Source organism: Isoptericola sp. Y541, from assembly GCF_059445465.1.
Genome location: NZ_JCAIUJ010000002.1, coordinates 302,308 through 324,109 on the forward strand (window position 1 = coordinate 302,308; position 21,802 = coordinate 324,109).

Here is a 21,802-nt window from a genome sequence, read left to right on the forward strand (position 1 = left end):
ACCGCAGGCCAGTTCGACCACCAAGGAGGCGTCACATGAAGGCAGGACCGGCATTCGTCGTCGGAGCCGCGCTCGGCTACCTGTTCGGCACCGAGAAGGGCCGCCAGCAGCTCGACCGGGCCAAGGGCTGGGCCACCGAGACGTGGAACGACCCCCGGGTCCAGGAGAAGGTCTCCGACGTCACGGCGTCAGTGACCGAGTTCGCCAAGGAACAGGGCTCGGCACTGAAGGACCGCACGGGCGGAGCCTGACCGCGGCCGACAAGGTTCGGCCGAGGGGATTCCCTGTCGCGAGGCTGGTCGTGCCTGGCGTGAGCGCCCGAGGGACGAGGGCGCGGATGGCGCGCCTCGCGACACGGAATCCCCCCGGCCGAACCGCCCCACGGGCGGACGGGGACGAGGTCAGCCCGCGGCGGACACCTCAGGGCTCGACGTACGCGAGCCCATGGTGAACACCACCCGGTGTCACGCGGGGCGCAGGCCGCGGTGCAGCGCGACGATGCCGCCGGTCAGGTTGCGGTACGCCACGCGCTCCCACCCGGCGGCGAGCAGCAGCCGCGCGAGCGCCGTCTGGTCGGGCCAGGAGCGGATCGACTCGGCGAGGTAGTCGTACGAGCCCCGGTCCCGGGTCACGGCCCCGGCGACCACCGGCAGCGCACGCATCAGGTACTCCAGGTACACCGTGCGGAACGGCGCCCAGGTGGGCGCGGAGAACTCGCAGATCACCACGCGGCCGCCCGGCCGCACCACGCGCAGCATCTCGAGCAGCGCCGCGTCGGTGTCCACAACGTTGCGCAGGCCGAAGCTGATGGTCACGGCGTCGAAGCTGCCGTCGGCGAAGGGCAGCCGGGTGGCGTCCCCCGCCACGAACGGCAGGTCCGGACGGCGGTCCTTGCCCACCCGGAGCATCCCGAGGCTGAAGTCGGACGGCACGACGAGCGCGCCGTCGTCCGCGAACGGCTCGCTCGACGTGCCGGTGCCGGCCGCCAGGTCCAGCACCCGCTCGCCCGGCACGGCCGCGACGGCGTCGACCACGGCGCGGCGCCACCGCCGGTCCTGCCCCAGGGAGACGAGATCGTTGACGAGGTCGTAGCGCTCGGCGATGCCGTCGAACATCGACGCGACCTCGGCGGGCTTCTTCTCCAGGCTGGCGCGGGGCATGAGCGCCATGGTCGCACGGGGCACCCCGGCCACCCCCGGCGCAACGTGGGCGGCGGGTGACCAAGCGTCGTCGCGACGACGGCACGGTGCCGGCCGACGACCCCACCGGCGACCCCACCGTCAGTGATCGCCCCGGGAGAGCCCCCAGAGCGCACCCTGTGAGCTGCACGACGTGAGCGGGGCGCGGCGGGCCGTCGGGCGTATTCTTGTGCCGATGTCCGCCACGCCTCTGCCGGCGCCGCGCCCCTTCCCGGGCACGACCATCCCCGCCGCCACCGATCCCGCGACCGAGCCGCTCCCGCTCCTGGTCCGCACCGCCCGGATCGACGACCTGCCCGGCGGGCTCACCGCCCTGATCGACCTGCTGCCGGACGCCCGGCCCCTGAGCTGGGTGCGGCGCGGGGACGGCATCGTGGGCTGGGGCGAGGCCCTGCGCTTCGACACCTTCGGCCCGGGCCGGTTCGCCGACGCCGAGGCCGCGTGGCAGGCCACCCTGCAGCGCGCCGTGGTGCGCGACGACGTGCGCCTGCCCGGCACCGGCCCGGTCGCCTTCGGCACGTTCGCCTTCGACGACGCCGGGCAGCTCGACGACCAGGACGGCGACGACGTCGGCCGCGCCCGGCCCGACGGGTCGCTCGTGGTGCCCCGGGTCATCGTGGGCAGGCGCGCCGGCGTGACGTGGATGACGACCATCTCCCCCGGCGCGAGCCTCCGTGCGGCGCCGAGCGCCGAGGCGCTGCACCGCGAGCCGCGCACCGCGGTCCCCGCGCCGGGCAACGTCCGGTTCTCCGACGGCGCCGTGGCCGCCGGCGACTGGCCCGCCGTCGTACGCGAGGGCGTGGCGCGGATCCAGTCGGGTGCGCTCGAGAAGGTGGTGCTGGCACGCGACGTGCTCGCCACCGCCGAGCGCCCCGTCGACCCGCGATGGCTGCTCGGCCGCCTCGCGGACCGCTACGAGGCGTGCTGGACCTTCTCCGTCTCCGGCATGGTCGGCGCCACCCCCGAGCTGCTGGTGCGCAGCGAGAAGGGCCTGGTCACCTCCCGCGTGCTGGCGGGCACCATCCGCCGCGAGGCGGGCATGTCCGACGACGACGCGCTGCTGCACGCGGCCCAGCTCGCCCGCTCCTCCAAGGACCTCGAGGAGCACGAGTACGCGGTGCGCTCGGTGGCGCGGGCGCTCGAGCCGTTCTGCTCGTCGATGAACGTGCCGGACGCGCCGTTCGTGCTGCACCTACCGAACGTCATGCACCTCGCGTCCGACGTCACGGGGGTGCTCGAACGGCCCGCGCCGGACGGGCCCGGGCGCGCCCCGTCGTCGCTCACCCTGGCCGCCGCCCTGCACCCGTCGGCCGCCGTGTGCGGCACGCCCACGGTGGCCGCGCGCGACCTGATCCGCGAGATCGAGGGCATGGACCGGTCGCGCTACGCCGGCCCCGTCGGCTGGGTGGGCGCGGACGGCGACGGGGAGTGGGGCATCGCCCTCCGGTCGGCCGAGCTGTCCTCGACGGACCCCCGCCACGTGCGGCTGTTCGCCGGCTGCGGCATCGTCGCCGCGTCCGACCCCGAGGCCGAGCTCGAGGAGTCCGAGGCCAAGCTGGTGCCCATGCGCTGGGCGCTGGGCGCGGAATGACCTCGATCGCTGGTTGAGCCTGTCGAAACCACGAACCGGGCTTCGACAGGCTCAACCAGCGATCTTGCTAGTCCTCCCAGACCTGCTCACGGAAGTCGGACCACACCTGGACGTCGGAGGTGGCGCCCATGAGCCCGATCCGCGCATCGACGAGGCCGAGCAGCATCTCGACGAGCGACGCGCCGTCGACGAGCTTCTCCCCCAGCTCCGCGAAGTCCTCCCCGTCGGGGAGGTTCGCGTGGATCGAGGAGATGTACATCTGCGCGTTGCCCTCCATCGAGACGTAGTCGGCGTCCGTCAGCGTGCCCCCGAGCGTCCCGCCGTTCTCGGCGTACGTCTTGAGCCAGAACCGGGGCACCTTCACGGAGTCCACGGAGATCCGTAGCGCGTCCCGCCGCGGGCCGTCGTGCGTGACCGGGACGTTCACGACGTCGATCCCGTTGATGCCGGTGAGCGGCAGCTGCAGGTCACGGGTCTCGAGCGCGCCGTCGCGCGAGAAGGTGTTCGCGTCCTCGCGCACCCCGCAGTCACCCGGCAGCGAGATGTTGATGTCGAAGTCGCCGCCGAACGTGATCCGCGCACACGGACCGAGCTCGAGCTTCGCCTCCTTCTCGACCGCCTTCTGGGCCTTCTCGTCCGACGGCGGCTTCTCGTCGCCCGCCTTGTCGCCGTCGGCCTTGTCGCCGTCCCCCTGCTTCGAGCCGGCGGCGTCCGCCGTGCCGTCATCGGGCTCGTCCGCACCATCGGCCGCACCGTCAGCGCCGTCGCCACCGCCGGACTCGCCCGCACCCGCGTCGTCCCCGCCGGTCTCACCGGCGTCCGAGCCGGCCTCGTCCGACGGCGACGGGCTGGGGGTGGCCTCGGGCTCGTCGTCAGTGCCGCAGGCCCACTCGAGCCACCCGAGCGGGTCCCAGCAGTCGGACGCAGCGCGCACCTGCGTGGGCGCGACGGTGGCGGTCTCGGCCGCCGTGGCGCCCGTGCTGCCGACCGCGAGCAGGACGACCGCGGCGGCGACCGCCACGTGCCGCCCGCTCCGGGTCGGCTCTTCCTCGCCCACCGGCAGGAGCTCCTCGAGGTCCACCTCCGCGCCCTCGGACCCCGGGTCGGTCGCCGTCGTCGCCCTGTCGGTGGCCGGCGTGGTGTCGTCGACGACGCGTGGCAGCCACGACACCGCGAGGATGCCGCCCACGACGCCCAGGATCATGCCGACCCCGAACCCGCCGAGGTTGACACCCAGGAGGGAGTAGACCGAGACCGCCAGCGCGATGACGCCGTAGAACACGCGGAACTGCGGCTGCGTCATCACCAGGACGCCGAGGACGACGAGCGCCACCGGCAGCAGCGTGGACTGCATGCCCTCGATGCCGAGCTGGATCTCGAAGTTGTCGAACTGCAGCCGGCCCGAGAACCACAGCACCAGACCCGCCGCGATCGTCAGGACGCCGCCCCAGAACGGCCGGCCACGGCGCCATGCGGTGAACCGCCGGCGCCGGGTTGCCGGGGCGTCGGGAGACGCCTCGGGGGCAGCCTCGGCAGCCGGGGTGCTCTCGTCGCTCACGCCTGCCTCCTATCTGTCTCCCGGGCCGCTCAGAAGCACTCGGTGCCGTCGGACACCTGCAGGTGCAGGTCCGTCAGCTTGAAGACCGCGGCCGACGTGCTCGACGAGACCTGCTTGAGGTTCTGGATGTCGACGGCGTCGGAGTCCATCGCGAAGTCGCCCTTGCTGCCGTGCGCCTTCGTGTTCACCGTGGAGGCATCGACGCCGATGCGGATCGTGGTGAACGTCGCGGTGCCGCGCAGGTCGCTCATGCCGATCTGCAGGTCAGTGGCCTTCACGGGGTTCTTGGGGTCGGTGCCCGCCGAGATGAGCAGGCCCAGCGGCATGCCCGGGACCTTGACCGACTGGCAGAGGTTGTCCAGGGTCGCGTCCTTGATGTTGGCGATCGCGATGGGCTGGGACTTCCCGTCCGCGTCCTTCGCCTCGCCGGCGTACTGCGAGAACCCGGTCCCCTTGAGGGTGTCGGCCGAGATCTTGAACTGCTGCCCCGAGATCGCCATCGACACCGGCACGGCCCCCTGGGCGACGCCGCCCATGAGGACACCGATGACCGCGATGGTCGGGACCGCGGCGAGCGCGGCACGGCCACGACGCGTGCGCGTCAGTGCGCTGAGCTTCATTTTCCCCTCCACAGACGACGCGGCGACCCCTGTGTCGCCGACGAGTGGCGACGGTACGCGCCTTACTGAGGCGCCGTCAATAGAACTGGTTGCCCGCGGCACGGTGCCCGACCCGCGGCGCCGCGACCTCGCCGAACGCCCATATGCTCAGCACATGGCAGCCGCGCGACGCACCCGCATGAGCCCCGAAAAACGCCGTCAGCAGCTCGTCGCTCTGGGTGTGGCCGCACTCGCCGACCGCCCGCTCGAGGCCGTGACGGTGGAGGACCTCGCGGCCCGGGCCGGCGTCTCCCCCGGGCTGGTGCACTACTACTTCGGCAACCGACAGGGGCTGCACTCGGCGATCGTCGGCACGGCCCGCGACGCGATGCTGCACGCTACCCAGCCGCGCCCCGAGCTGCCGCCCCGCGAGCGCCTGCGCGACACGCTGGACCGGTTCGTCGAGTTCGTGCACGAGCACGACGCGACGTTCTACTCGCTGGTGCGCGGCGCCGCGTCCGGCGACGAGCACGTGCGCGCCACGATCCAGCACGCGCGCGACGTGCTCGCCGGCCACCTGCGCGACGCCTTCCAGGAGATCGGCGTCGCACAGACCCCCCTGCTCGAGGTCGCGCTGCACGCGTGGATCTCGTTCGCCGAGCAGGCGCTCATCGAGGCCGCGACCGACCCCGACATCCCGCCTTCCGACCTCGCGGACTTCCTCGAGCGCAGCGCCCTCGGCGTCCTGGCCGCGCTGTCCCCCGCTGGTTGAGCTTGCGGGGACGGGAAGAGCCCCGTGGGCCGCGACCTGGAGGGGGAATCGGTCGCAGCCCACGGGGCGCTGGTCAGACGAGGGTCAGTGGGAGCCGTTGCCCTCGAGCAGGTCCTGCAGCCAGCCCGGCAGGTTGTCCGGGCTGGTCGAGTCGGAGCCACCGTCCTGGCCCTGGCTGCCCTGGCCTTCCGGGCTGCCCTGACCATCCTGACCCTGGCCGTCCTGGCCGTCCTGGCCGTTCTGGCCCTGGTCACCCTGGTCGGTGGCGGATTCCTCCTTCGCGGCCAGCGTGACGTCGGCGGTCTGCGTCTTGCCGTCGCGGACGAAGGTCAGCGTGACCTTCTCGTCGGCCGCCTTCTCCCGCACGTAGGCCGTGAGGGACTCGGCGCCGTTGACGGCGTCGTCGTCGATCGCGACGATGACGTCGCCCGCCTGCAGGCCGGTCTCGGCGGCCGGCGACCCGGAGGAGACCTCCAGGACCTCCGCGCCGCGGCGGGTGACACCGTCCGCGGAGGCGGTCGCGTCCTGCATGGTCACGCCCAGGAACGCGTGCTCGGCGGTGCCGTCCGCGATGAGCTGCTCCGCGATGCTCTCGGCCAGGTTCACCGGGATGGCGAAGCCGATCCCGATCGACCCGGACTGGCCGCCGCTCGACAGGGTGGCGATCGACGACGTGATGCCGATGACCTGGCCCTGTGCGTTGAACAGCGGGCCGCCGGAGTTACCCGGGTTGATCGCGGCGTCGATCTGGATCGCGTTGGTCACGACCTGCGTGCTGCCGTCCTCGCCTGAGGCCGAGACAGGCCGGTCCAGCGCGGACACGATGCCCGTGGTGGCTGTGTTGGCGAGCCCCAGCGGGTTGCCGACGGCGAGTACGGGGTCGCCCACCACGACGTCGTCGGCGTTACCGAACGCCGCCGCCTGCAGGTCGTCCGGCGGGTCCTGCAGCTGGACGACGGCCAGGTCGGTGGTGGGGTCGGTCCCGACGATGGTCGCCTCGTAGAGCCGGCCGTCGGACAGGGTGACCTGCACCGTGTCGTCCTGGGCGCCGGACACGACGTGGTTGTTCGTGAGGACGTGACCCTGGTCGTCGTAGACGACGCCCGAGCCCTCGGCGCCGCCGGCCTCGCTCTGCACCTGGATCGCTACGACGGACGGCGCGACGGCGGTGGTGACGGCCTCCCAGTCGGGGTTGCTGGACGTCGAGGCCTTGACCGGCGCCTCGTCCGCCTCACTCGCCGACGAGCCGAGGTTCGCCAGGGACCCCGAGCTGTCAGCGTCGAAGGCGCCCGTGGCCGCGGCGGTGCCGAGGCTCGCGAGCACGGCGGCGATCACGGCCGCGCTGGTCACCGGGACCCACACCGACCGCTGACGCGGCGGCTTGGCGGCCGCCCCGCCTGGGCCGCCGGCCGGGGCCGGCGTCTGGTGGTAGGAGTACGGGTTCCCGGGCCCGCCGCCCTGGCCCTGGGAGGCCTGGGCATACGGCTGGCCCTGCTGCTGGTGCTGCGGCGCAGGCTGCGGCTGCTGCGGCTGCTGCGGCTGCTGCGGCGCAGGCTGCTGCGGGTGCTGCTGCTGCGCGTAGTTCGGCGACCCGGACGCCATCTGCCCGTACCGCGGCTGCTGCGCGGCGGACGGCTGCGCGGCGGACGGCTGCGGGGCGGACGGCTGCGGGGCGGACGGCTGCGGGGCGGCCTGCTCGGGCTGCTCGGGAGTGTGTCCCTGTGAGTGGCCCTGTGCCGGCGCCGCGGGCGTGCTCGGGATCTGCTGCGTGGGCTGCACGGTGAGGTGCTGCGTGTCCTGCGTGGCGGGGTGCGCGGGAGCCTGCTCTGCAGTGCGCTCGACGTCCTGCTCGCCCTCCGTCCGCTGGGTCGGCTGTTCGGACTGCTGCTCCGTGGACGGGGTGGTGCTCCGGTCCGGCTCGTCGGCGCCCGACGGCTGCGGTGCGCCCGGGGTGTCGGTGCTCATGGTGCCCTCCTCGTTGTGTGCTCCAGGAGAAGTGCCCTTCTCGTTGTTGGCTCTAGAACACCACCACACCCTGGTGCCATCCTTGGCCCAACCTGAGAACTTCCTGCGAATCCTGGACGTCGGCCGCGACGACCGTCCCGTCGTCGCCTCCGGAACACCCGACGTACCCCACGATGAGACGCTACGTGACGCTGGGCCGCCAAGCCCGCCGGGGAGGTTCGACGACGGGCAGCTCGGCGGGTCGTCGCCTCAGAGAGTGGCGCGCACGGCCTCGGCCACACGCGCCGCGAGGTCGCGCGTCTCGGCGAGCCGGTCGGCGCGCGGCACGCGCACCTCGATGACCTGCACCCCGCGGGTCGGCGACTTCAGCGCGTGCCGCAGCGACCCGACGTCGAGCACGAGCTGGTGGTCCACGCCGTAGCCCGCGCACAGCTGGGCGAGGTTGGCGCCGTGCGGGGTGCCGAAGACGCGCTCGAACGTCGCCCCGGCCGCCGGCGACGACGCGGCCAGGTCGCCGTGCTCGAGGGTCGCGAAGATCGACCCGCCGTCGTCGTTCACCACCACGACCTCAAGGTCGACGTGCGGCTCGTGCGGGCCGCGCAGCAGGCCGCCGACGTCGTGCAGGAACGTGAGGTCGCCGACGAGCGCGCGGGTGCGGAGGCCCTCGCGCGCGGCGGCGAGCGCCACGCCCGTCGCCGTCGAGACGGTGCCGTCGATACCCGCCAGGCCGCGGTTCGCGAACACCTCGGGCAGGTCGCCGGCCTGCGGGTGGTCCAGGCCGAGCACGAGGTCGAGGTCGCGCACGGGGTTGGACGACCCCACCACCAGCACGTCGTTGGGGCCGAGCACCGAGGCGACGGCGCGCGCGACGGCGAGCCCTGCGTGCGGGGCGTCCGGCAGGCCGCCCGCGACGGCGTCGTCGGACGTCGCGGCCTCCACGACGGCGGCCGCGGCCCGGCCCGCCGCCTGCCAGCGGGCGAGGAAGTCTCCGCCGCTGTGCGCACCGCCATGCACTCCGTCGTGCGTCGCGGGCGCCGACCAGCGGTCGGCCAGGGCGGGCACCACCCGCTCCGCGTTGCGGGCCGCGTCCGGCCACGGGCCTCCCCCGGGGGCGACGACGGTGACCACGACGTCGGGCCGGCCGAGCAGGCGCTGCACCGGGCGCGAGAGCGTCGGCCGCCCGAAGACCACGACGTGCTCGACGTCCCGGGCCAGCTCCTCGACGGCGAGCACCGAGCGGTAGCCGGCCACAGCGTTGGGCCCGCCGCGCGCCCCGGACGAGGGCTCCGCGAGCAGCGGCCAGCCCTGGGCCTCCGCCACGGCGCGGGCCCCCGGCCCGGCACCGTCGCCGGCCACCACGAGCGTGCGCGCCGGGTCGCCGTACAGCGCGGGGTCGTCGCCCGGCGCGGGGGCCGGCGGGACCACCGTCGTGCGGCGCGGCCCGCTGGTTGAGCCTGTCGAAACCCCGCCGGTCGAGCCTGTCGAGACCCGGGTTTCGACAGGCTCAACCACCGACCGGGTTTCGACAGGCTCAACCACCGATCGGGTTTCGACAGGCTCAACCACCGACCGGGTTTCGACGAGCTCAACCAGCGGCGCAGGCGGGTGCAGCGGGTCGCGGAACGCGAGGTTCACGTGCACCGGGCCGGGGTGGCCGTCGCGCAGCCCCTGCGCGGCCGCGTGCGCCCGTCCGAGCGTGCCGAGCAGGTCGCGCACCTCGCCGTCGCGGCCGTCGGGGGCGGGGACGTCGACGGCGTACCGGACGGCGGTGCTGAAGATCCCCACCTGGTCGGTGGTCTGCGAGGCGCCCGTGCCGCGCAGCTCGTGCGGCCGGTCGGCGGTGAGCAGCACGAGCGGCACACCCGTGTGGTGCGCTTCGAGCACCGCCGGGTGCAGGTTGGCCACCGCGGTGCCGGAGGTCGTGACGACGGCGACCGGCCGGGGGAGCCCGACCTGGCCGCCACCGTCCCCTCCCCCGGTTCCGCGGACGACGGTCGTGCTGCCGCGGGACAGGCCCAGCGCGAGGAAGCCCGCCGCCCGCTCGTCGACGCGCACGTGCAGCGTGAGCAGCCCGGCGTCCGCCGCCTCGGCCAGCGCGTACGCGAGCGGGGCGGAGCGCGAGCCGGGGGCGAGCACCACGTCGCGCACGCCCTGGAGCGCGAGGTCGGTGACGATCGCGCGCGCCACTACGACCGACGGAGGGACCGACGGAGGGACCGACGACGGCACCTGCGGCCCGCTCATGCCCGCACCCCGTCCGCCGTCGAGGAGCCGGCCAGCACCCGGGCCAGCCGGGCATACCGGGCGAGCCAGCGGTCGCGGGTCGCGTCGTCGGCCTCGGCGAGGGCGAACGCGGCGGCGGCGGGCTCCGGGCGGCGCACGGCGATCGCGCCGTCCACCGGCAGCAGCGGCTCCGCGACGACGTCACGGGTCAGCAACTGCGACGTCGCCAGGCCGCACGCGTACGGCAGCTCGGGCAGCGCGGCCGCGAGCGCGACCCCCGCCGCCAGCCCGATCGAGGACTCCAGCGCCGACGAGACGACGACCGGCAGCCCGACCTGCTCCGCGAGGTCGAGGCAGGCGCGCACGCCGCCGAGCGGCTGCACCTTGAGCACCACGACGTCGGCCGCGTCCTCGCGCACCACGCGCAGCGGGTCGGCCGCGCGCCGGATCGACTCGTCGGCGGCGACCGGCACCGGGGACCGCAAGCTGCGGCGCACGGCGGCCAGGTCCGCGACCGACGCGCAGGGCTGCTCCACGTACTCCAGCCCGCGCGCCGCGGCGTCGAGCACCGGGATCCGCGCGAGCGCCTCGTCCAGCGACCAGCCGCCGTTGGCGTCCACGCGGATCGCTCCCGCGCCCGGGCCGTACAGCTCGTCGAACGCGGCCCGGACGGCGGCGACCCGCGCCTCTTCGCCGGCCAGCGGCTCGAGCGCGCCAGGTCGCCCGTCGATGGCAGGGCCGCGCTGCGCGACCTTCACCTTCGCGGTGCGGCAGCCGCCCGACGCCAGCACGATCTCGCGCGCCCGCTCCGGCCCGACCGCCGGCACGGTGACGTTGACCGGCACCCGGTCGCGCACCGGGTCGGGGAACCCGACGTCCGCCGCCTCGCGCGCGGCGCGCAGCCAGGTGGCCGACTCGGCGTCGTCGTAGTCCCAGAACGGGGACAGCTCGCCCCAGCCGGCGGCGCCGCGCAGGAGCACGCCGTCGCGCTCGTCGAGGCCGCGGAACCGCGTGGTCAGCGGGGTGCGGTACACCAGTTCGGGGGCCAGTTCGACGGCCGGATCTCGGGGCAGCTGCACGCGATCAGGTTACGCGGCGCGGGCACGCCGGGGCGGCAGGGGCCCTGCACGTGGAGGCACTCTCCCGCCGTCAGTCGGTGAACTCCGACAGCTCCGGCTCGAACATGAGCGGGCTCGGAGCGGGACTGCCACCTATGCGCTGGGCGTCGCGGCGGACCGTCTCCGCGTCGTACACGAAGATCTCGTGCGCGACGTCGGCCAGGTCAACCACGTCGTCCTCGAACTGCGGCGTGCTCATGGATTCATGGTGCGCCCGCCCGGCGACGACGCCCGGCAACACGCCGGGCGTGCCGCGCGTCGTCAGCGGGCATCGAGCAGGGCACCGCGCAGGATGTCGACGATGCCGGCGACGTCCCTGCCCTGCACCCGGGCGGTGCCCATGACGACGCCCCAGGCCCCCGGGCGGACGGACGCCTCGGACAGGGCGTCCGCGGGCACGCCACACCGACGCAGGCCGGCCACCGCGCGGGCCTCGGCGTCGCCGCCCGGCACCCGCACGACGAGGTGCAGGCCCGCGGCCACGCCGTCGACCGGGAGGTGCGGCACCTCGCGGGCCAGCGCGTCGAGCAACGCCTGACGCCGGCCCTTGTACGCGAGCCGGGCCCGGCGCAGGTGCCGCGCGTACGCCCCCGTGGCGATCAGGCGGGCGAAGGCGGCCTGCTCGGGCACGGAGCAGCCGAGGTCGGCGCGACGCTTGGCCTCCACCAGGGCGTCACGGACGGCGGCCGGCGCGACGACCCACCCCAGGCGTAGGGCCGGCGACAGCAGCTTGGACACCGAGCCCATCAGCACCACGCGCTCCGGATCGAGCCCGTACAGGGCGGCGACCGGCTGCCGGTCGTAACGCAGCTCGGCGTCGTAGTCGTCCTCGAGCACCCACCGGTCGCCGGCGCGCGCCCACGCGAGGAGGTCGCGGCGACGGTCGGGAGCCAGGACGACGCCGAGCGGGAACTGGTGCGCGGGCGTCACCAGGACGGCGTCGGCGTCCGGCAGCTCCCAGGTGCGGAGGCCCGCCTCGTCGACGGGCACGGGCAGCACGTCGAGCCCGGCGCCCCGCAGCTGTTCGACGGCGCCGGGAGACGCCGGGTCCTCGACGACGACCCGGGGTGCGGTGGCGCCGCTGGCGGCGGCGAGCACCCCGCCGAGCAGGGCCAGCCCCTGCGCGACGCCACTGACGATCACGACGTCCTGCGCCGACACCGGGGCGGCGCGCGCAGTCCGCAGGTGCGCGGCGAGCGCCTCGCGCAACGCGAGCAGGCCCTGCGGGTCGGGGTAGCCGAGCTCAGCGTCGGGCAGCTCGCGCATTGCGTCGCGCACGGACCGGGCCCACGCCGCGCGGGGGAAGAGCGCGGGGTCCGGGGTGCCGACGCTGACCCGGCGCACGGCGGCCGGCGGTGCGCCGCCCGCACCTGCTCCATCGGGGGCCGCCGCGTCGCCGATACCCGCCGTCGCACCCCGGGCGAGGTCGGCGACGACGACGCTCGACCGCGGCCGGCTCAGGAGCACGCCCTCCCCGACGAGCTCGTCGACCGCCGCCGACACCGTGCCGCGGGCGATGCCCAGCCCCGCCCCCGCCGCCCGGGCCGACGGCAGAACGGCGCCGCCGGCCAGCCGACCCGACCGGATCGCGTCCCGCAGCCCGTCGCGCAGCCAGGCGCCGACGTCGGCCGCGGGCCGGGGACCGAGGACGAGGAGCAGGTCGTCCGGTTGCAGTCGCATCATCTGGCAGAGTGAACCATCAACTGGCCCAGTGAACCAGCAACGATCTGGCCCTGCTCACCGATCCAGATCGTCCGTAGCGTCGCCGCCATGGCTCACTCCTCGACCGGTCCCTCGACAGGTTCCTCGACCGGCGCCGACGTCGCGCCCCGCTCGACCGGATCGACGGCAGGTATCGCGGGTCCGACGGCCGCCGCCTACGCCTGGTGCGCCTTCGCGATGTCGATCGTCGGGGCGTCGTTCGTGGCCTCCGCGGCGCTGTCCGACTACCCGCTGTTCGGCGGCCAGGCGGCCCGCTACGCCGTGGCGGCGCTCTGCCTGCTCGCCGTCATGAGGTGGCGCCGGGTGTCGTTCGTGCTGCCGACCCTGCGGCAGGCCGGCCGCCTGACCGCGCTCGCCGCGACCGGCCTGACGGGCTTCAGCGCGTTCGTGGTCCTCGCCTCCCAGCACGCCGACCCGTCCCTGGTCGGCGCGGTGGTGGGGGCCACGCCCGTCGTGCTCGCCATGACGCAGGCGGTGCGCGACCGCCACCTGGCGCGCCGCACGCTGGTCGCGGCCGCCGTCGTGACGGCCGGCGTCGCCGGAGTCGAGGGGCTCGGCACCGCCGACCCCCTCAGCCTGCTCCTCGCCGTCGGCGCCCTCGGCTGCGAGGCGGCGTTCTCGCTGCTCGCCGTGCCGCTGCTGCCCGCCCTCGGTCCGCTGCGCGTGTCCGCGTACGCCTGCTGCGCGGCCGTGCCGCAGCTCGCGGTGTTGGGCCTGCTGGTGCCGGGCCCGTTCCTCGCCGTGCCCGACGGCGGTGAGCTGGTCGCCCTGGCCTACCTGTCCGTCGTCGTCACGGCAGTGGCGTTCCTGCTCTGGTACTCCGGGCTCGCCCGCGTCGGGGCCGCCCGAGCCGGACTCTTCGCCGGGCTGATGCCCGTGGCCGCCCTCGCGGCGTCGCTCGCCCTCGGCGCCGAGACGGCGACCCCGCACGCCGTCGTCGGCTCCCTCGTGGTCGGGCTCGGCCTCGCGCTCGGACTGATGCCCGGACGAGAGCCCGGACGAGTGCCCAGCCCGGCGCCCGGACGCCGGACCGGCGTCGCCGGGACGAACTAGGGTGACGGTCGTGAGCAGCGCACCTGTCCCCCGCGATGTCCCCCGGCCCGTGTCCGAGACGTTCGACCCCGCGCGCTGGCGCGAGGTGTCCGGGTTCGAGGGCCTGACCGACCTCACGTACCACCGGGGCGTCGAGCGCGACGCCGCCGGCGGCGTCGTGCGGGACCTGCCCGTGGTCCGCGTCGCCTTCGACCGCCCCGAGGTGCGGAACGCCTTCCGGCCCCACACCGTGGACGAGCTGTACCGCGTGCTCGACCACGCCCGCATGACCTCCGACGTCGGCACCGTGCTGCTCACCGGCAACGGCCCGTCGCCCAAGGACGGCGGCTGGGCATTCTGCTCCGGCGGCGACCAGCGCATCCGCGGCCGGTCGGGCTACCAGTACACGACGTCGGTCGACAACTCCGCCGGCGACGGCGAGATCCTGGGCGAGACCGCCGACGCGGTCGACCCCGCCCGGGCCGGGCGCCTGCACATCCTCGAGGTGCAGCGGCTGATCCGCACCATGCCCAAGGTCGTCATCGCCGTCGTCGACGGCTGGGCGGCCGGGGGCGGGCACTCGCTGCACGTGGTGGCGGACCTGTCGATCGCCTGCCGCGAGCACGGGAAGTTCAAGCAGACCGACGCGGACGTCGGCTCCTTCGACGGCGGCTACGGCTCCGCATACCTGGCCCGCCAGGTGGGCCAGAAGCGCGCGCGGGAGATCTTCTTCCTCGCCCGCGGGTACTCCGCCGACGACGCCGAACGCTGGGGCGCCGTCAACGAGGTGGCGGAGCACGACGACCTCGAGGCGCTCGGGATCGAGTACGCGCGCACCATCGCGGGCAAGTCGCCGCAGGCGATCCGGATGCTGAAGTTCGCGTTCAACCTGGCCGACGACGGCCTCATGGGCCAGCAGGTCTTCGCCGGCGAGGCCACCCGCCTCGCCTACCTGACCGACGAGGCCGTCGAAGGTCGCGACGCCTTCCTCGAGAAGCGCGACCCCGACTGGTCGAGCTTCCCGTACGCCTTCTGACCCCTTCTCACTCGCCCCGTCGCACGTGCGGCGTGCGCCCCACCGGTACCCTCCGGGCATGCCCCCCAGGTTCCGCCGCCCCGAGCCGATGGCCACGTTCGCGCTCGTGCCGGACGACGAGCGGGACGACGCGCGGGACGATGGCGAGTACCCGCTCGCAGACGCTGACGCCGACGTCCGACGACGCCTTGCGGCGCTGCGCGAACGCGCGACGGAACGCTGGCGTGGGCTGTCCCGGCGCGCGCGGGCCCTGGCCGCGACGTCGGCCGCCGTCGTCGTGGTCGGCGCCGCGATCGCCGTCGTGCTGCCGGGTCAGCTCGGCGCGCACACCGAACGAGTCCGCGCCGAGGCTGTACGCGGCCTGCCCGGCACAGTCGAGGACCTGTCCGAGCCGCTGACCGAGGCGTGGGACGTCCCGAGCAGCAACGGCATCCTCACAACGTTCCCGGGCGGCGTGGCACTCACCAGCGACAGGGATGACGTGTGGGCCGTCGACGTCGCAACGGGAGACGAGGTGTGGCGCCAGGACGTCGGGACGAACCCCGTGTGCGGCCCCCGGCCGTCTGCCCCGGCCGACTACGGCCGGCCCGCCGACGTCGCCGTCTGTCTGGGCGGCGAGTTCGACTCCCGGACCGTCACGGTCCTCGACGCGTCGGGCACGGTCGTGGGCGAGCGCGCGATCGGCCCCGCGACGGACGACCCGTACGGCGGGCTGTACGGCGAGTCGGTCGGCGAGCCGGTCGACGACGACGTGCCCGTAGTGATGCCCGCCGCCAATGGCGCCGTCGCCGTGGTCGACCACTTGCCGAGGAGGGTATCGGCACCCTGGACGGAGGACGGCACCGGTGCCGATACGGCGTTGCGTGCCCTGCGGGCCAATGGATGGGTCGACCCGACCCTCCGGCTCGAGGACGCGGTGACCGGCGAGGTGCGCGCCGAGGTGACGGCCCATCTGCGGGCCGAGGACCTCGACGGGTGCAACCGATCCTTTGAGACGGTGGACGGCGTGACGGCGGTCAGCGTCGAGCCGATGAGCTCGGTCAGCACCTCCCCGTCGTTCACCGAGCTGCGGGTGTGCGGCGCGAGCGCCGGCCTGACTGCCGACGGCGCGGAGTTCGACACGTCCGCCGGCTCCGGGTGGTCGCAGCCGGCCCCGGGCGGCGGGTTCGTGCTCACGGACGAGGAGAGCACCGTCCTAGCCGCCGACGGCTCGCTGGTCACGACCGTCCCGGGCTGGGTGCTCCCACCGACCGTCGACGACGAACCGAGCAGCTCGTACCTGGCCTACACGAGCCTCGACCCAGCCGCGGATGTCGCGCGACTCGCCTCGGTCAGGACCGACGGCGACAGGGAGTGGGCCGTCACCATCAACGAGTTCTTGGGCGTCGTGGCGCGAGTGACCGGCACCGTGGTCGTCCAGGACGGCGCCCGGGTCATCGGGCTCGACTCGCAAACCGGCGATGAGCTCTGGGCGCGAGACGGCGTGCTCGACAGTGCGTCCGACGGCTCCGGCGAGTGGGTCGCGGGAGCCGTCACGGACGGCACCCGCTTGCTCCTCGGGATCGGCGGTGGCGGGAGCGGACACCGGCTGCTCGCCCTCGACCTCCGGGACGGCACGAGCACGTGGGAACGTGCGGGCGAGGGGCGCCTGGACGCCCTGCAGTCGATCGACGGACACCCCGTGATCCTGCTGAACACGATGCGCGGCCTCGGCACGGGCTGACGGCCCAGCGTCGCCTGGCCGCCCGGCCGGGCCGGTAGCCTCCCGCCATGCCCCCGAGGTTCCGCCGCCCCGAGCCGATGGCCACGTTCGAGCTCGTGCCGGACGACGAGCGGGAGGACGGCGGCGACGCGCTCCCCTCCCCTGATGGTGACGGCGGCGACGGCGGGAGTAGCACCGGACGACGCCTCGCCGCCCTCCGGGACCGCGCCTCGGGGCGTTGGCGTCGGCTGTCCCGGCGAGGGCGTGGCCTGGTCGCGGCGGTAACTGCCGTCGTCGTGGTCAGCGCTGCCACCGCCGTCGTGCTGCCGGGTCAGCTCGACGCGCGGGACCAGCGGCTGCGCGGCGAAGCCGTCCGCGGCCTGCCCGGCGCCGTCGAGGATCTGTCCGAGCCGCTGACCGAGAGCTGGGCCTTCGGTGTCGGTGGCGGCAGGGCCTCCCTCCTGTCGGGTGGTGTCCTCCTCGCGACCAACAACGGCGACGCCGTCGGCGGCGACCCGGCAACGGGTGACGAGCTGTGGCGGTACGAGGTGGGGACGGACCCGGTGTGCGGTCCGTCGTCGTTCTGGAGGATCGGCCTGAGCGCCGTGGTCAACGCCGAGACCGAGGTCGCGGTGTGCGTGGGCGGCGAGGCGGGCGATCGCACGGTGATCGTGCTCGACCCGTCCGGGAGCCTCCTCGCCCGGCGGCCCGTCGACGGACGCGAGGCGATCCCTGTCGCGGGCGGTGCGGTCGCCGTGACCGAGCAGGCGGCCGAGGGCACCGTCGTCGCGCCGTACCAGGCCACCGCCGCCGAGAGGCTTCGTGCCGTACGCGACGCCGGTGCGCCCGACCCGACGCTGCGCCTCGAGGACGCCCTGACCGGCGAGGTGCGAGCCACCGTCACGGTGCCCCTGGACGAGGTGGACCTCGAGGGGTGCGTGACGGGGGAGGACAGCAGCGCCGGAACGTTCCTGGAGCTCACACCCTCGATCGACGCGTCGACGTCGATCACGACGATGTGGGTCTGCGGCACGATGGTCGCGATCACCCCCGACGGCACGACGGTGGACCTCGGTGACCACGGGACAGGATGGCCCATGCCCCTGCCCGACGGCCGGATGGCGATCGCGGGCAAGGAGAGCAGGATCCTCGACGCCACGGGGGCCCAGATCGCGACCGTCCCGGGCTGGGTGATGCCCGCCATGGTCGACGACGACGTGGACGGCCCGTTCATCGCGTTGACCGACGACGCCTCCGGGACCGATGCGCGGCTCGCGGCCGTGACCTCCGAGGGCGACCAGCTCTGGTCCCGCGAGGTCGCCGGCCTGTCCCAGGTCCTGGCGCGGGTGGCCGGCATCCTCGTCGTGGCAGACGGCGAGCGGCTGATCGGCCTCGACGCGACCACCGGCGTCGAACGCTGGGCCCGCGGCGACCTCCTGGAGGTCGGTGGCGACGACTTCTCGGAGTACCCCTTCGGCGCCCTGACGGACGGCACCCGGGTGCTGATCGGCACCATGTCGATCGAGGAGATCGGCTACCGCCTGACCGCAGTCGACGCCCGCGACGGCGCCACCGCATGGGTGCGGGATGGCACCGGCGGCCTCGAGAGCCTGGCCTCCGCCGGCGGGCACCCCGTGCTGCTGGGGACCGACGGAGCTGCGGCGCGCGGCCTCGGCTGACGCCGTGACATCACCCGCTCAGGAGATCTCCCAGCTCCCGGTCTCCTTCGGCACCAGCTCGATCCAGGTGTTGCCGGGCTCGAGTTCGACGGGCTCGCCGTCGTGCGTCAGCTCGACCGGGGAGGCGACGTCCTTCTTGGCCCACCGCACGGGCACGCTCTTGCCGTTCGAGGCGAGCACCCCCGTGCCCTTGCCGACCAGCTTGGACTCCGGCACCGGGGCGCCGCCCGGGTCCTTGTACTTGGTGTTCACCACCTCGACCGACAGCAGCAGCACGTTGGTGGCGGCGTGCCGGGCCCCCGAGGTCGAGACGGACTCGCTGGAGCCCTCGCTGCGCAACCACTTCTTCTCCTTGGCCGACCAGTCCCAGACGCTGCGCTGCGCCTGGCTGAGTGCCACGTCGACCGTGCTCGCCTTCGTCCCGTCCGCGGCGGCGGTGCTCTCGCCGGCCTCGGCCGCGTACCGGAACTGGGCGGGCGGGGGCGCCGCGCGGTCGTCGTCGGCCTGGTCGAGGAACACCTGCGGGTCGCCGATCACGTTGTGCGGCGCCGACCGGTTCGGGTCGCGGCTGAACCCGGGGTCGCCGGCGTCCATCACCACGGACTGCGTCCCGGACTTCTCGACCGCGTCGATGAAGGGTTGCTGCCCGCCCGTGTAGGCCAGGATCCCGTCGAGCGGCGCGACGATGGCCGGGTCCATGGGTCGCACCGACCGCACGGGCTCCACGGCCTTCGGGATCGCCGACTGGTACACCGCCACGAAGCGGGTGATGCCGCCCTCGACGACCTCCTCCCACACCATGTCGGCGTCCTCGAGGCCGGTCTGCGGGCGCGCCTCGGGGGCGTTCTCGACCTTGACCGCGAGCGCCGGGCGCGCCTCGACGTCCTCCGAGCGCACCCCCGTGAGAGGCCAGGCCGACGGCACGGCCGGCGACGGCGGGGAGCCCTTGTCGGCAGTGCTGCTGGGCGAGGCCGCCGGTGGCGACCCGCCGGACGAGCACGCCCCCAGCGCCAGGGCGGCGGCCACCACCAGGGCGGCGACGGTCCGGGCGCGGGTCGTGCCGGGCACTGCGGTCATGCGGGTCCTCCCGGAGTCGGGTGCACGCGATCACACGCGGTCACCGTATGCCGGGCCGGCCCCGATCCGGCGTCAACTCACCCGCCACGACCCGGTCCCGCGCGGCACGAGCTCCACCCACAGGTTGCCCGGGTCGAGGCTCACGGGGTCTCCCCCACGGGTCTCGAGCACGAGCTTCTTGCCCGACTTGGCCTTCGACCACACCACGTTGAGGGCCTTGCCGCGCGTGAGCAGCACACCCTTGCCCCTGCCGACCATCTGCGTCTCGGGGACCGGGGCGCCGCTCGGGTCCTTGTACTTCGTGTTCTTCATCGCGACCGACAGGACCAGCACGTTGCGGGCCCTGAGCTGCGAGCCCGACGAGATCGAGGGCGTCGACCCGTCGTAGCGCGCGTAGGTCTTCGTCTTCGCCTTCCACCGCCAGACGGTGCGCTGGGCCGGTGAGAGCCGCACGTCGGCCACGTGCCCGCGACGGTCGTTCTTCGCCGCGCTGCCGCGCCCGACCTTCGACCCGTAGGAGAACTGCGCGGGCGGCGGGGTGGCCCGGGTCTTGCTCGCCTGCTTCGCGAAGGTCTTGACCGACCCGTAGACGTTGTGCGGCGCCGCCCGGTCGCCGCTGCGCCGGAACCCCGGGTCGCCGCTGTCCATCGTCACGGACTGCACCTTGGCCTTGCCGACCGCGCGGATGAACGGCGGCTGCCCGCCCGAGTACGCGAGGATGCCGCGCATCGGTGCCACGATCGCGGGGTCCATGGGCCGCACGGACCGGACGGGCCCCACGGTGGTCGGCAGCTTCGACTGGTAGACGGCCACGTAACGGGTGATGCCGCCCTCGACCACCTGCTCCCACACGATGTCCGCCTGCTGCAGCCCCTTCTGGGGGCGCGCCTGCACCGAGTTCTCGATCTTGACGGCGACGGCGGGCCGGGCCGGGACCTTCTTCGTGCCGGTCGCCCGGCCGTTCAGCGGCCACACCACGGGCTTCGGCTTCGCCTTCGGCTCAGGGAGCACCGGGTCCGGGGGCGTCGACTTCGAGGCGGCGACGTCGGGCGCGGCGGTCACGGTCGGCGGGGCGGCGGGCTCGCCGACCCCGCAGCCGGCGGTGACCAGCAGCGCGAGCGCGACGAGCACGGCGGCGGGCCGGCGGCGGGCGCCGCGGGCCGGAGATCCGGGTGGTGTGGGCATCCAGGCGTCCTCCTCGACGTCCTCGTGACGAACGACACGCCCCGTTCCCGGGCCGAGACCGCCCCACCCTACGACAGGCCTCCGGCCCCGCGGACCTACCCTGGTGCGGTGCCCGACCGTGAACTCGTCCCGACCGCCGGCGCGCTCCGCGACGCCGTGCGGCGGGCGCTCGACGGCGGCCCGGCCGTCGTCCCCCTCCCCCGCACGACGACGGGCCCGCTGCCCCCCGGCACGGCGCTCGTGGTGCGCACCTCGGGCTCGACGGGGACGCCGCGCGAGGTCGCGCTGACCGCCGACGCGCTGAGGGCCTCCGCGGAGGCGACGCACGAACGCCTCGGCGGGCCGGGGCGCTGGGTGCTGACGCTGCCGCCCACGCACGTCGCCGGCATGCAGGTGCTGGTGCGCTCGGTGCTGGCCGGCACCGAGCTCGTCGTGGCCGACCCGGACGCCCGGTTCACGCCGGGCGGCCTCGCGGACCTGCTCGGGCCGGCGGTCGGCCCGGTCGGTGCGGGGGCCCGCGAGCCCGTGTACGTCTCGCTGGTGCCCACCCAGCTGCACCGCGTGCTCGAGGCCGCGCGGGGCGGCGCGCCGAGAGGCCTGGCGACGCTCGCACGATGCTCGGCCGTGCTGGCGGGGGGCGCGGCGACGACGCCGGCCCTGCTGGCGCGGGCGGCGGAGGCCGGCGTGCGCGTCGTCACGACCTACGGCATGTCGGAGACGGCAGGCGGCTGCGTGTACGACGGCGTGCCCCTGCGCGACGTGCGGGTACGCGTCGCCGGGGCCGCTACAGGTGCCGGTGCCGGCGGCACCGGGGTCGTCGAGCTGGGCGGCCCCACCCTCGCCGCGGGGTACCTGGGGGACGAGGCCGCCACGGCGGCGGCGTTCCGGACGGACCCCGACGGCAGCCGCTGGTTCCGCACCTCCGACCTGGGCCGCCTCGACCCCGACGGCACGCTGCACGTGCTCGGCCGGGCCGACGACGTGGTCGTGACCGGCGGGGTGAACGTGGCCCCCGCACCGGTGGAGGCGCTGCTCGGCGAGCTGCTCGGCGGCGAGGCGTGTGTCGTCGGCATCCCCGACCCGGAATGGGGACAGGCCCTGGTCGCCGTCGTCACCTCCGAGTCGCCGGAGGACGCACTGACCCCGCTGGAGCCATCCCACCTGGCGCGGGTCCGGGCCGCCGCGACGACTAGGCTGGGAGCGCCGTCCGCCCCCCGTCGCGCGTACCGCACGGCCGCCCTGCCCCTGCGCGGGCCGGGCAAGGTGGACCGGGCCGGCGTCGTCGCCCTCGTCCGCGAGCACGAGGCGCGCGGCTGAGCCCGCTCGCACCGATCACCGACAGAC

18 protein-coding genes are annotated in these 21,802 nt (G+C 74.8%); 8 read left to right on the forward strand and 10 right to left on the reverse strand.

The features are described from left to right. The first annotated feature begins 35 nt into the window (after nt 1-35). Entirely contained in the window at nt 36-251 is a 216-nt protein-coding gene (locus AC1C2V_RS06160) for a YtxH domain-containing protein (RefSeq protein WP_495388700.1), read from the forward strand. A 213-nt stretch (nt 252-464) separates the two neighbouring features. On the opposite strand, the gene AC1C2V_RS06165 is transcribed toward AC1C2V_RS06160, so the two are convergent. Then, on the reverse strand, nt 465-1,160 hold the full coding sequence (locus AC1C2V_RS06165; protein WP_495388701.1) for a demethylmenaquinone methyltransferase: 696 nt from the start codon (nt 1,158-1,160) through the stop codon (nt 465-467). Between the two features lie 214 nt (nt 1,161-1,374). Here AC1C2V_RS06165 and AC1C2V_RS06170 point away from each other — a divergent pair, with 214 nt between their 5' ends. Then, a complete protein-coding gene (locus AC1C2V_RS06170) occupies nt 1,375-2,790 on the forward strand; it encodes an isochorismate synthase (protein WP_495388702.1) in 1,416 nt (471 codons plus the stop codon). A gap of 67 nt (nt 2,791-2,857) precedes the next feature. On the opposite strand, the gene AC1C2V_RS06175 is transcribed toward AC1C2V_RS06170, so the two are convergent. Beyond that, complete coding sequence (locus tag AC1C2V_RS06175; RefSeq protein WP_495388703.1) at nt 2,858-4,348, reverse strand: DUF6114 domain-containing protein; 1,491 nt, start codon at nt 4,346-4,348, stop codon at nt 2,858-2,860. A gap of 29 nt (nt 4,349-4,377) precedes the next feature. Then, complete coding sequence (locus AC1C2V_RS06180; protein WP_495388704.1) at nt 4,378-4,968, reverse strand: DUF6230 family protein; 591 nt, start codon at nt 4,966-4,968, stop codon at nt 4,378-4,380. 154 nt (nt 4,969-5,122) lie between these two features. Between AC1C2V_RS06180 and AC1C2V_RS06185 the strand changes: the two genes are divergently transcribed. After that, complete coding sequence (locus AC1C2V_RS06185) at nt 5,123-5,719, forward strand: TetR/AcrR family transcriptional regulator (protein WP_495388705.1); 597 nt, start codon at nt 5,123-5,125, stop codon at nt 5,717-5,719. A gap of 84 nt (nt 5,720-5,803) precedes the next feature. On the opposite strand, the gene AC1C2V_RS06190 is transcribed toward AC1C2V_RS06185, so the two are convergent. From AC1C2V_RS06190 to pdxR, 5 genes are all read right to left on the reverse strand, one after another. After that, nucleotides 5,804-7,684, reverse strand: coding sequence for a S1C family serine protease (locus tag AC1C2V_RS06190; RefSeq protein WP_495388706.1), 1,881 nt, complete (start codon nt 7,682-7,684; stop codon nt 5,804-5,806). 249 nt (nt 7,685-7,933) lie between these two features. Then, the gene (menD, locus tag AC1C2V_RS06195) at nt 7,934-9,928 is read right to left on the reverse strand and encodes a 2-succinyl-5-enolpyruvyl-6-hydroxy-3-cyclohexene-1-carboxylic-acid synthase (RefSeq protein ID WP_495388707.1); all 1,995 of its coding nucleotides are present in this window, start codon (nt 9,926-9,928) and stop codon (nt 7,934-7,936) included. Then, the gene (locus AC1C2V_RS06200; RefSeq protein WP_495388708.1) at nt 9,925-10,986 is read right to left on the reverse strand and encodes an o-succinylbenzoate synthase; all 1,062 of its coding nucleotides are present in this window, start codon (nt 10,984-10,986) and stop codon (nt 9,925-9,927) included. The genes menD and AC1C2V_RS06200 overlap by 4 nt, the downstream gene beginning before the upstream one ends. Before the next feature lie 70 nt (nt 10,987-11,056). Further along, complete coding sequence (locus AC1C2V_RS06205; protein ID WP_495388709.1) at nt 11,057-11,224, reverse strand: hypothetical protein; 168 nt, start codon at nt 11,222-11,224, stop codon at nt 11,057-11,059. Nucleotides 11,225-11,286: 62 nt separating this feature from the next. After that, the gene (pdxR, locus tag AC1C2V_RS06210) at nt 11,287-12,708 is read right to left on the reverse strand and encodes a MocR-like pyridoxine biosynthesis transcription factor PdxR (RefSeq protein WP_495388710.1); all 1,422 of its coding nucleotides are present in this window, start codon (nt 12,706-12,708) and stop codon (nt 11,287-11,289) included. A gap of 87 nt (nt 12,709-12,795) precedes the next feature. On the opposite strand from pdxR, the gene AC1C2V_RS06215 reads away from it, so the two are divergent. Genes AC1C2V_RS06215 through AC1C2V_RS06230 form a run of 4 tightly spaced genes read left to right on the forward strand, consistent with a single transcriptional unit; the run spans nt 12,796 to nt 18,196 of the window. Next, nucleotides 12,796-13,800, forward strand: a complete 1,005-nt coding sequence (locus AC1C2V_RS06215) for a DMT family transporter (protein WP_495388711.1) — start codon at nt 12,796-12,798, stop codon at nt 13,798-13,800. A gap of 10 nt (nt 13,801-13,810) precedes the next feature. Further along, nucleotides 13,811-14,815, forward strand: coding sequence for a 1,4-dihydroxy-2-naphthoyl-CoA synthase (locus tag AC1C2V_RS06220; RefSeq protein ID WP_495388712.1), 1,005 nt, complete (start codon nt 13,811-13,813; stop codon nt 14,813-14,815). 58 nt (nt 14,816-14,873) lie between these two features. Continuing rightward, nucleotides 14,874-16,538, forward strand: a complete 1,665-nt coding sequence (locus tag AC1C2V_RS06225) for an outer membrane protein assembly factor BamB family protein (RefSeq protein ID WP_495388713.1) — start codon at nt 14,874-14,876, stop codon at nt 16,536-16,538. A gap of 47 nt (nt 16,539-16,585) precedes the next feature. Further along, nucleotides 16,586-18,196, forward strand: a complete 1,611-nt coding sequence (locus AC1C2V_RS06230) for an outer membrane protein assembly factor BamB family protein (protein WP_495388714.1) — start codon at nt 16,586-16,588, stop codon at nt 18,194-18,196. A gap of 18 nt (nt 18,197-18,214) precedes the next feature. On the opposite strand, the gene AC1C2V_RS06235 is transcribed toward AC1C2V_RS06230, so the two are convergent. Beyond that, nucleotides 18,215-19,273, reverse strand: coding sequence for a DUF3048 domain-containing protein (locus AC1C2V_RS06235; protein ID WP_495388715.1), 1,059 nt, complete (start codon nt 19,271-19,273; stop codon nt 18,215-18,217). 72 nt (nt 19,274-19,345) lie between these two features. Continuing rightward, complete coding sequence (locus AC1C2V_RS06240; protein ID WP_495388716.1) at nt 19,346-20,458, reverse strand: DUF3048 domain-containing protein; 1,113 nt, start codon at nt 20,456-20,458, stop codon at nt 19,346-19,348. Nucleotides 20,459-20,566: 108 nt separating this feature from the next. Between AC1C2V_RS06240 and AC1C2V_RS06245 the strand changes: the two genes are divergently transcribed. After that, the gene (locus tag AC1C2V_RS06245; protein WP_495388717.1) at nt 20,567-21,775 is read left to right on the forward strand and encodes an AMP-binding protein; all 1,209 of its coding nucleotides are present in this window, start codon (nt 20,567-20,569) and stop codon (nt 21,773-21,775) included. The last annotated feature ends 27 nt before the right edge of the window (nt 21,776-21,802 follow it).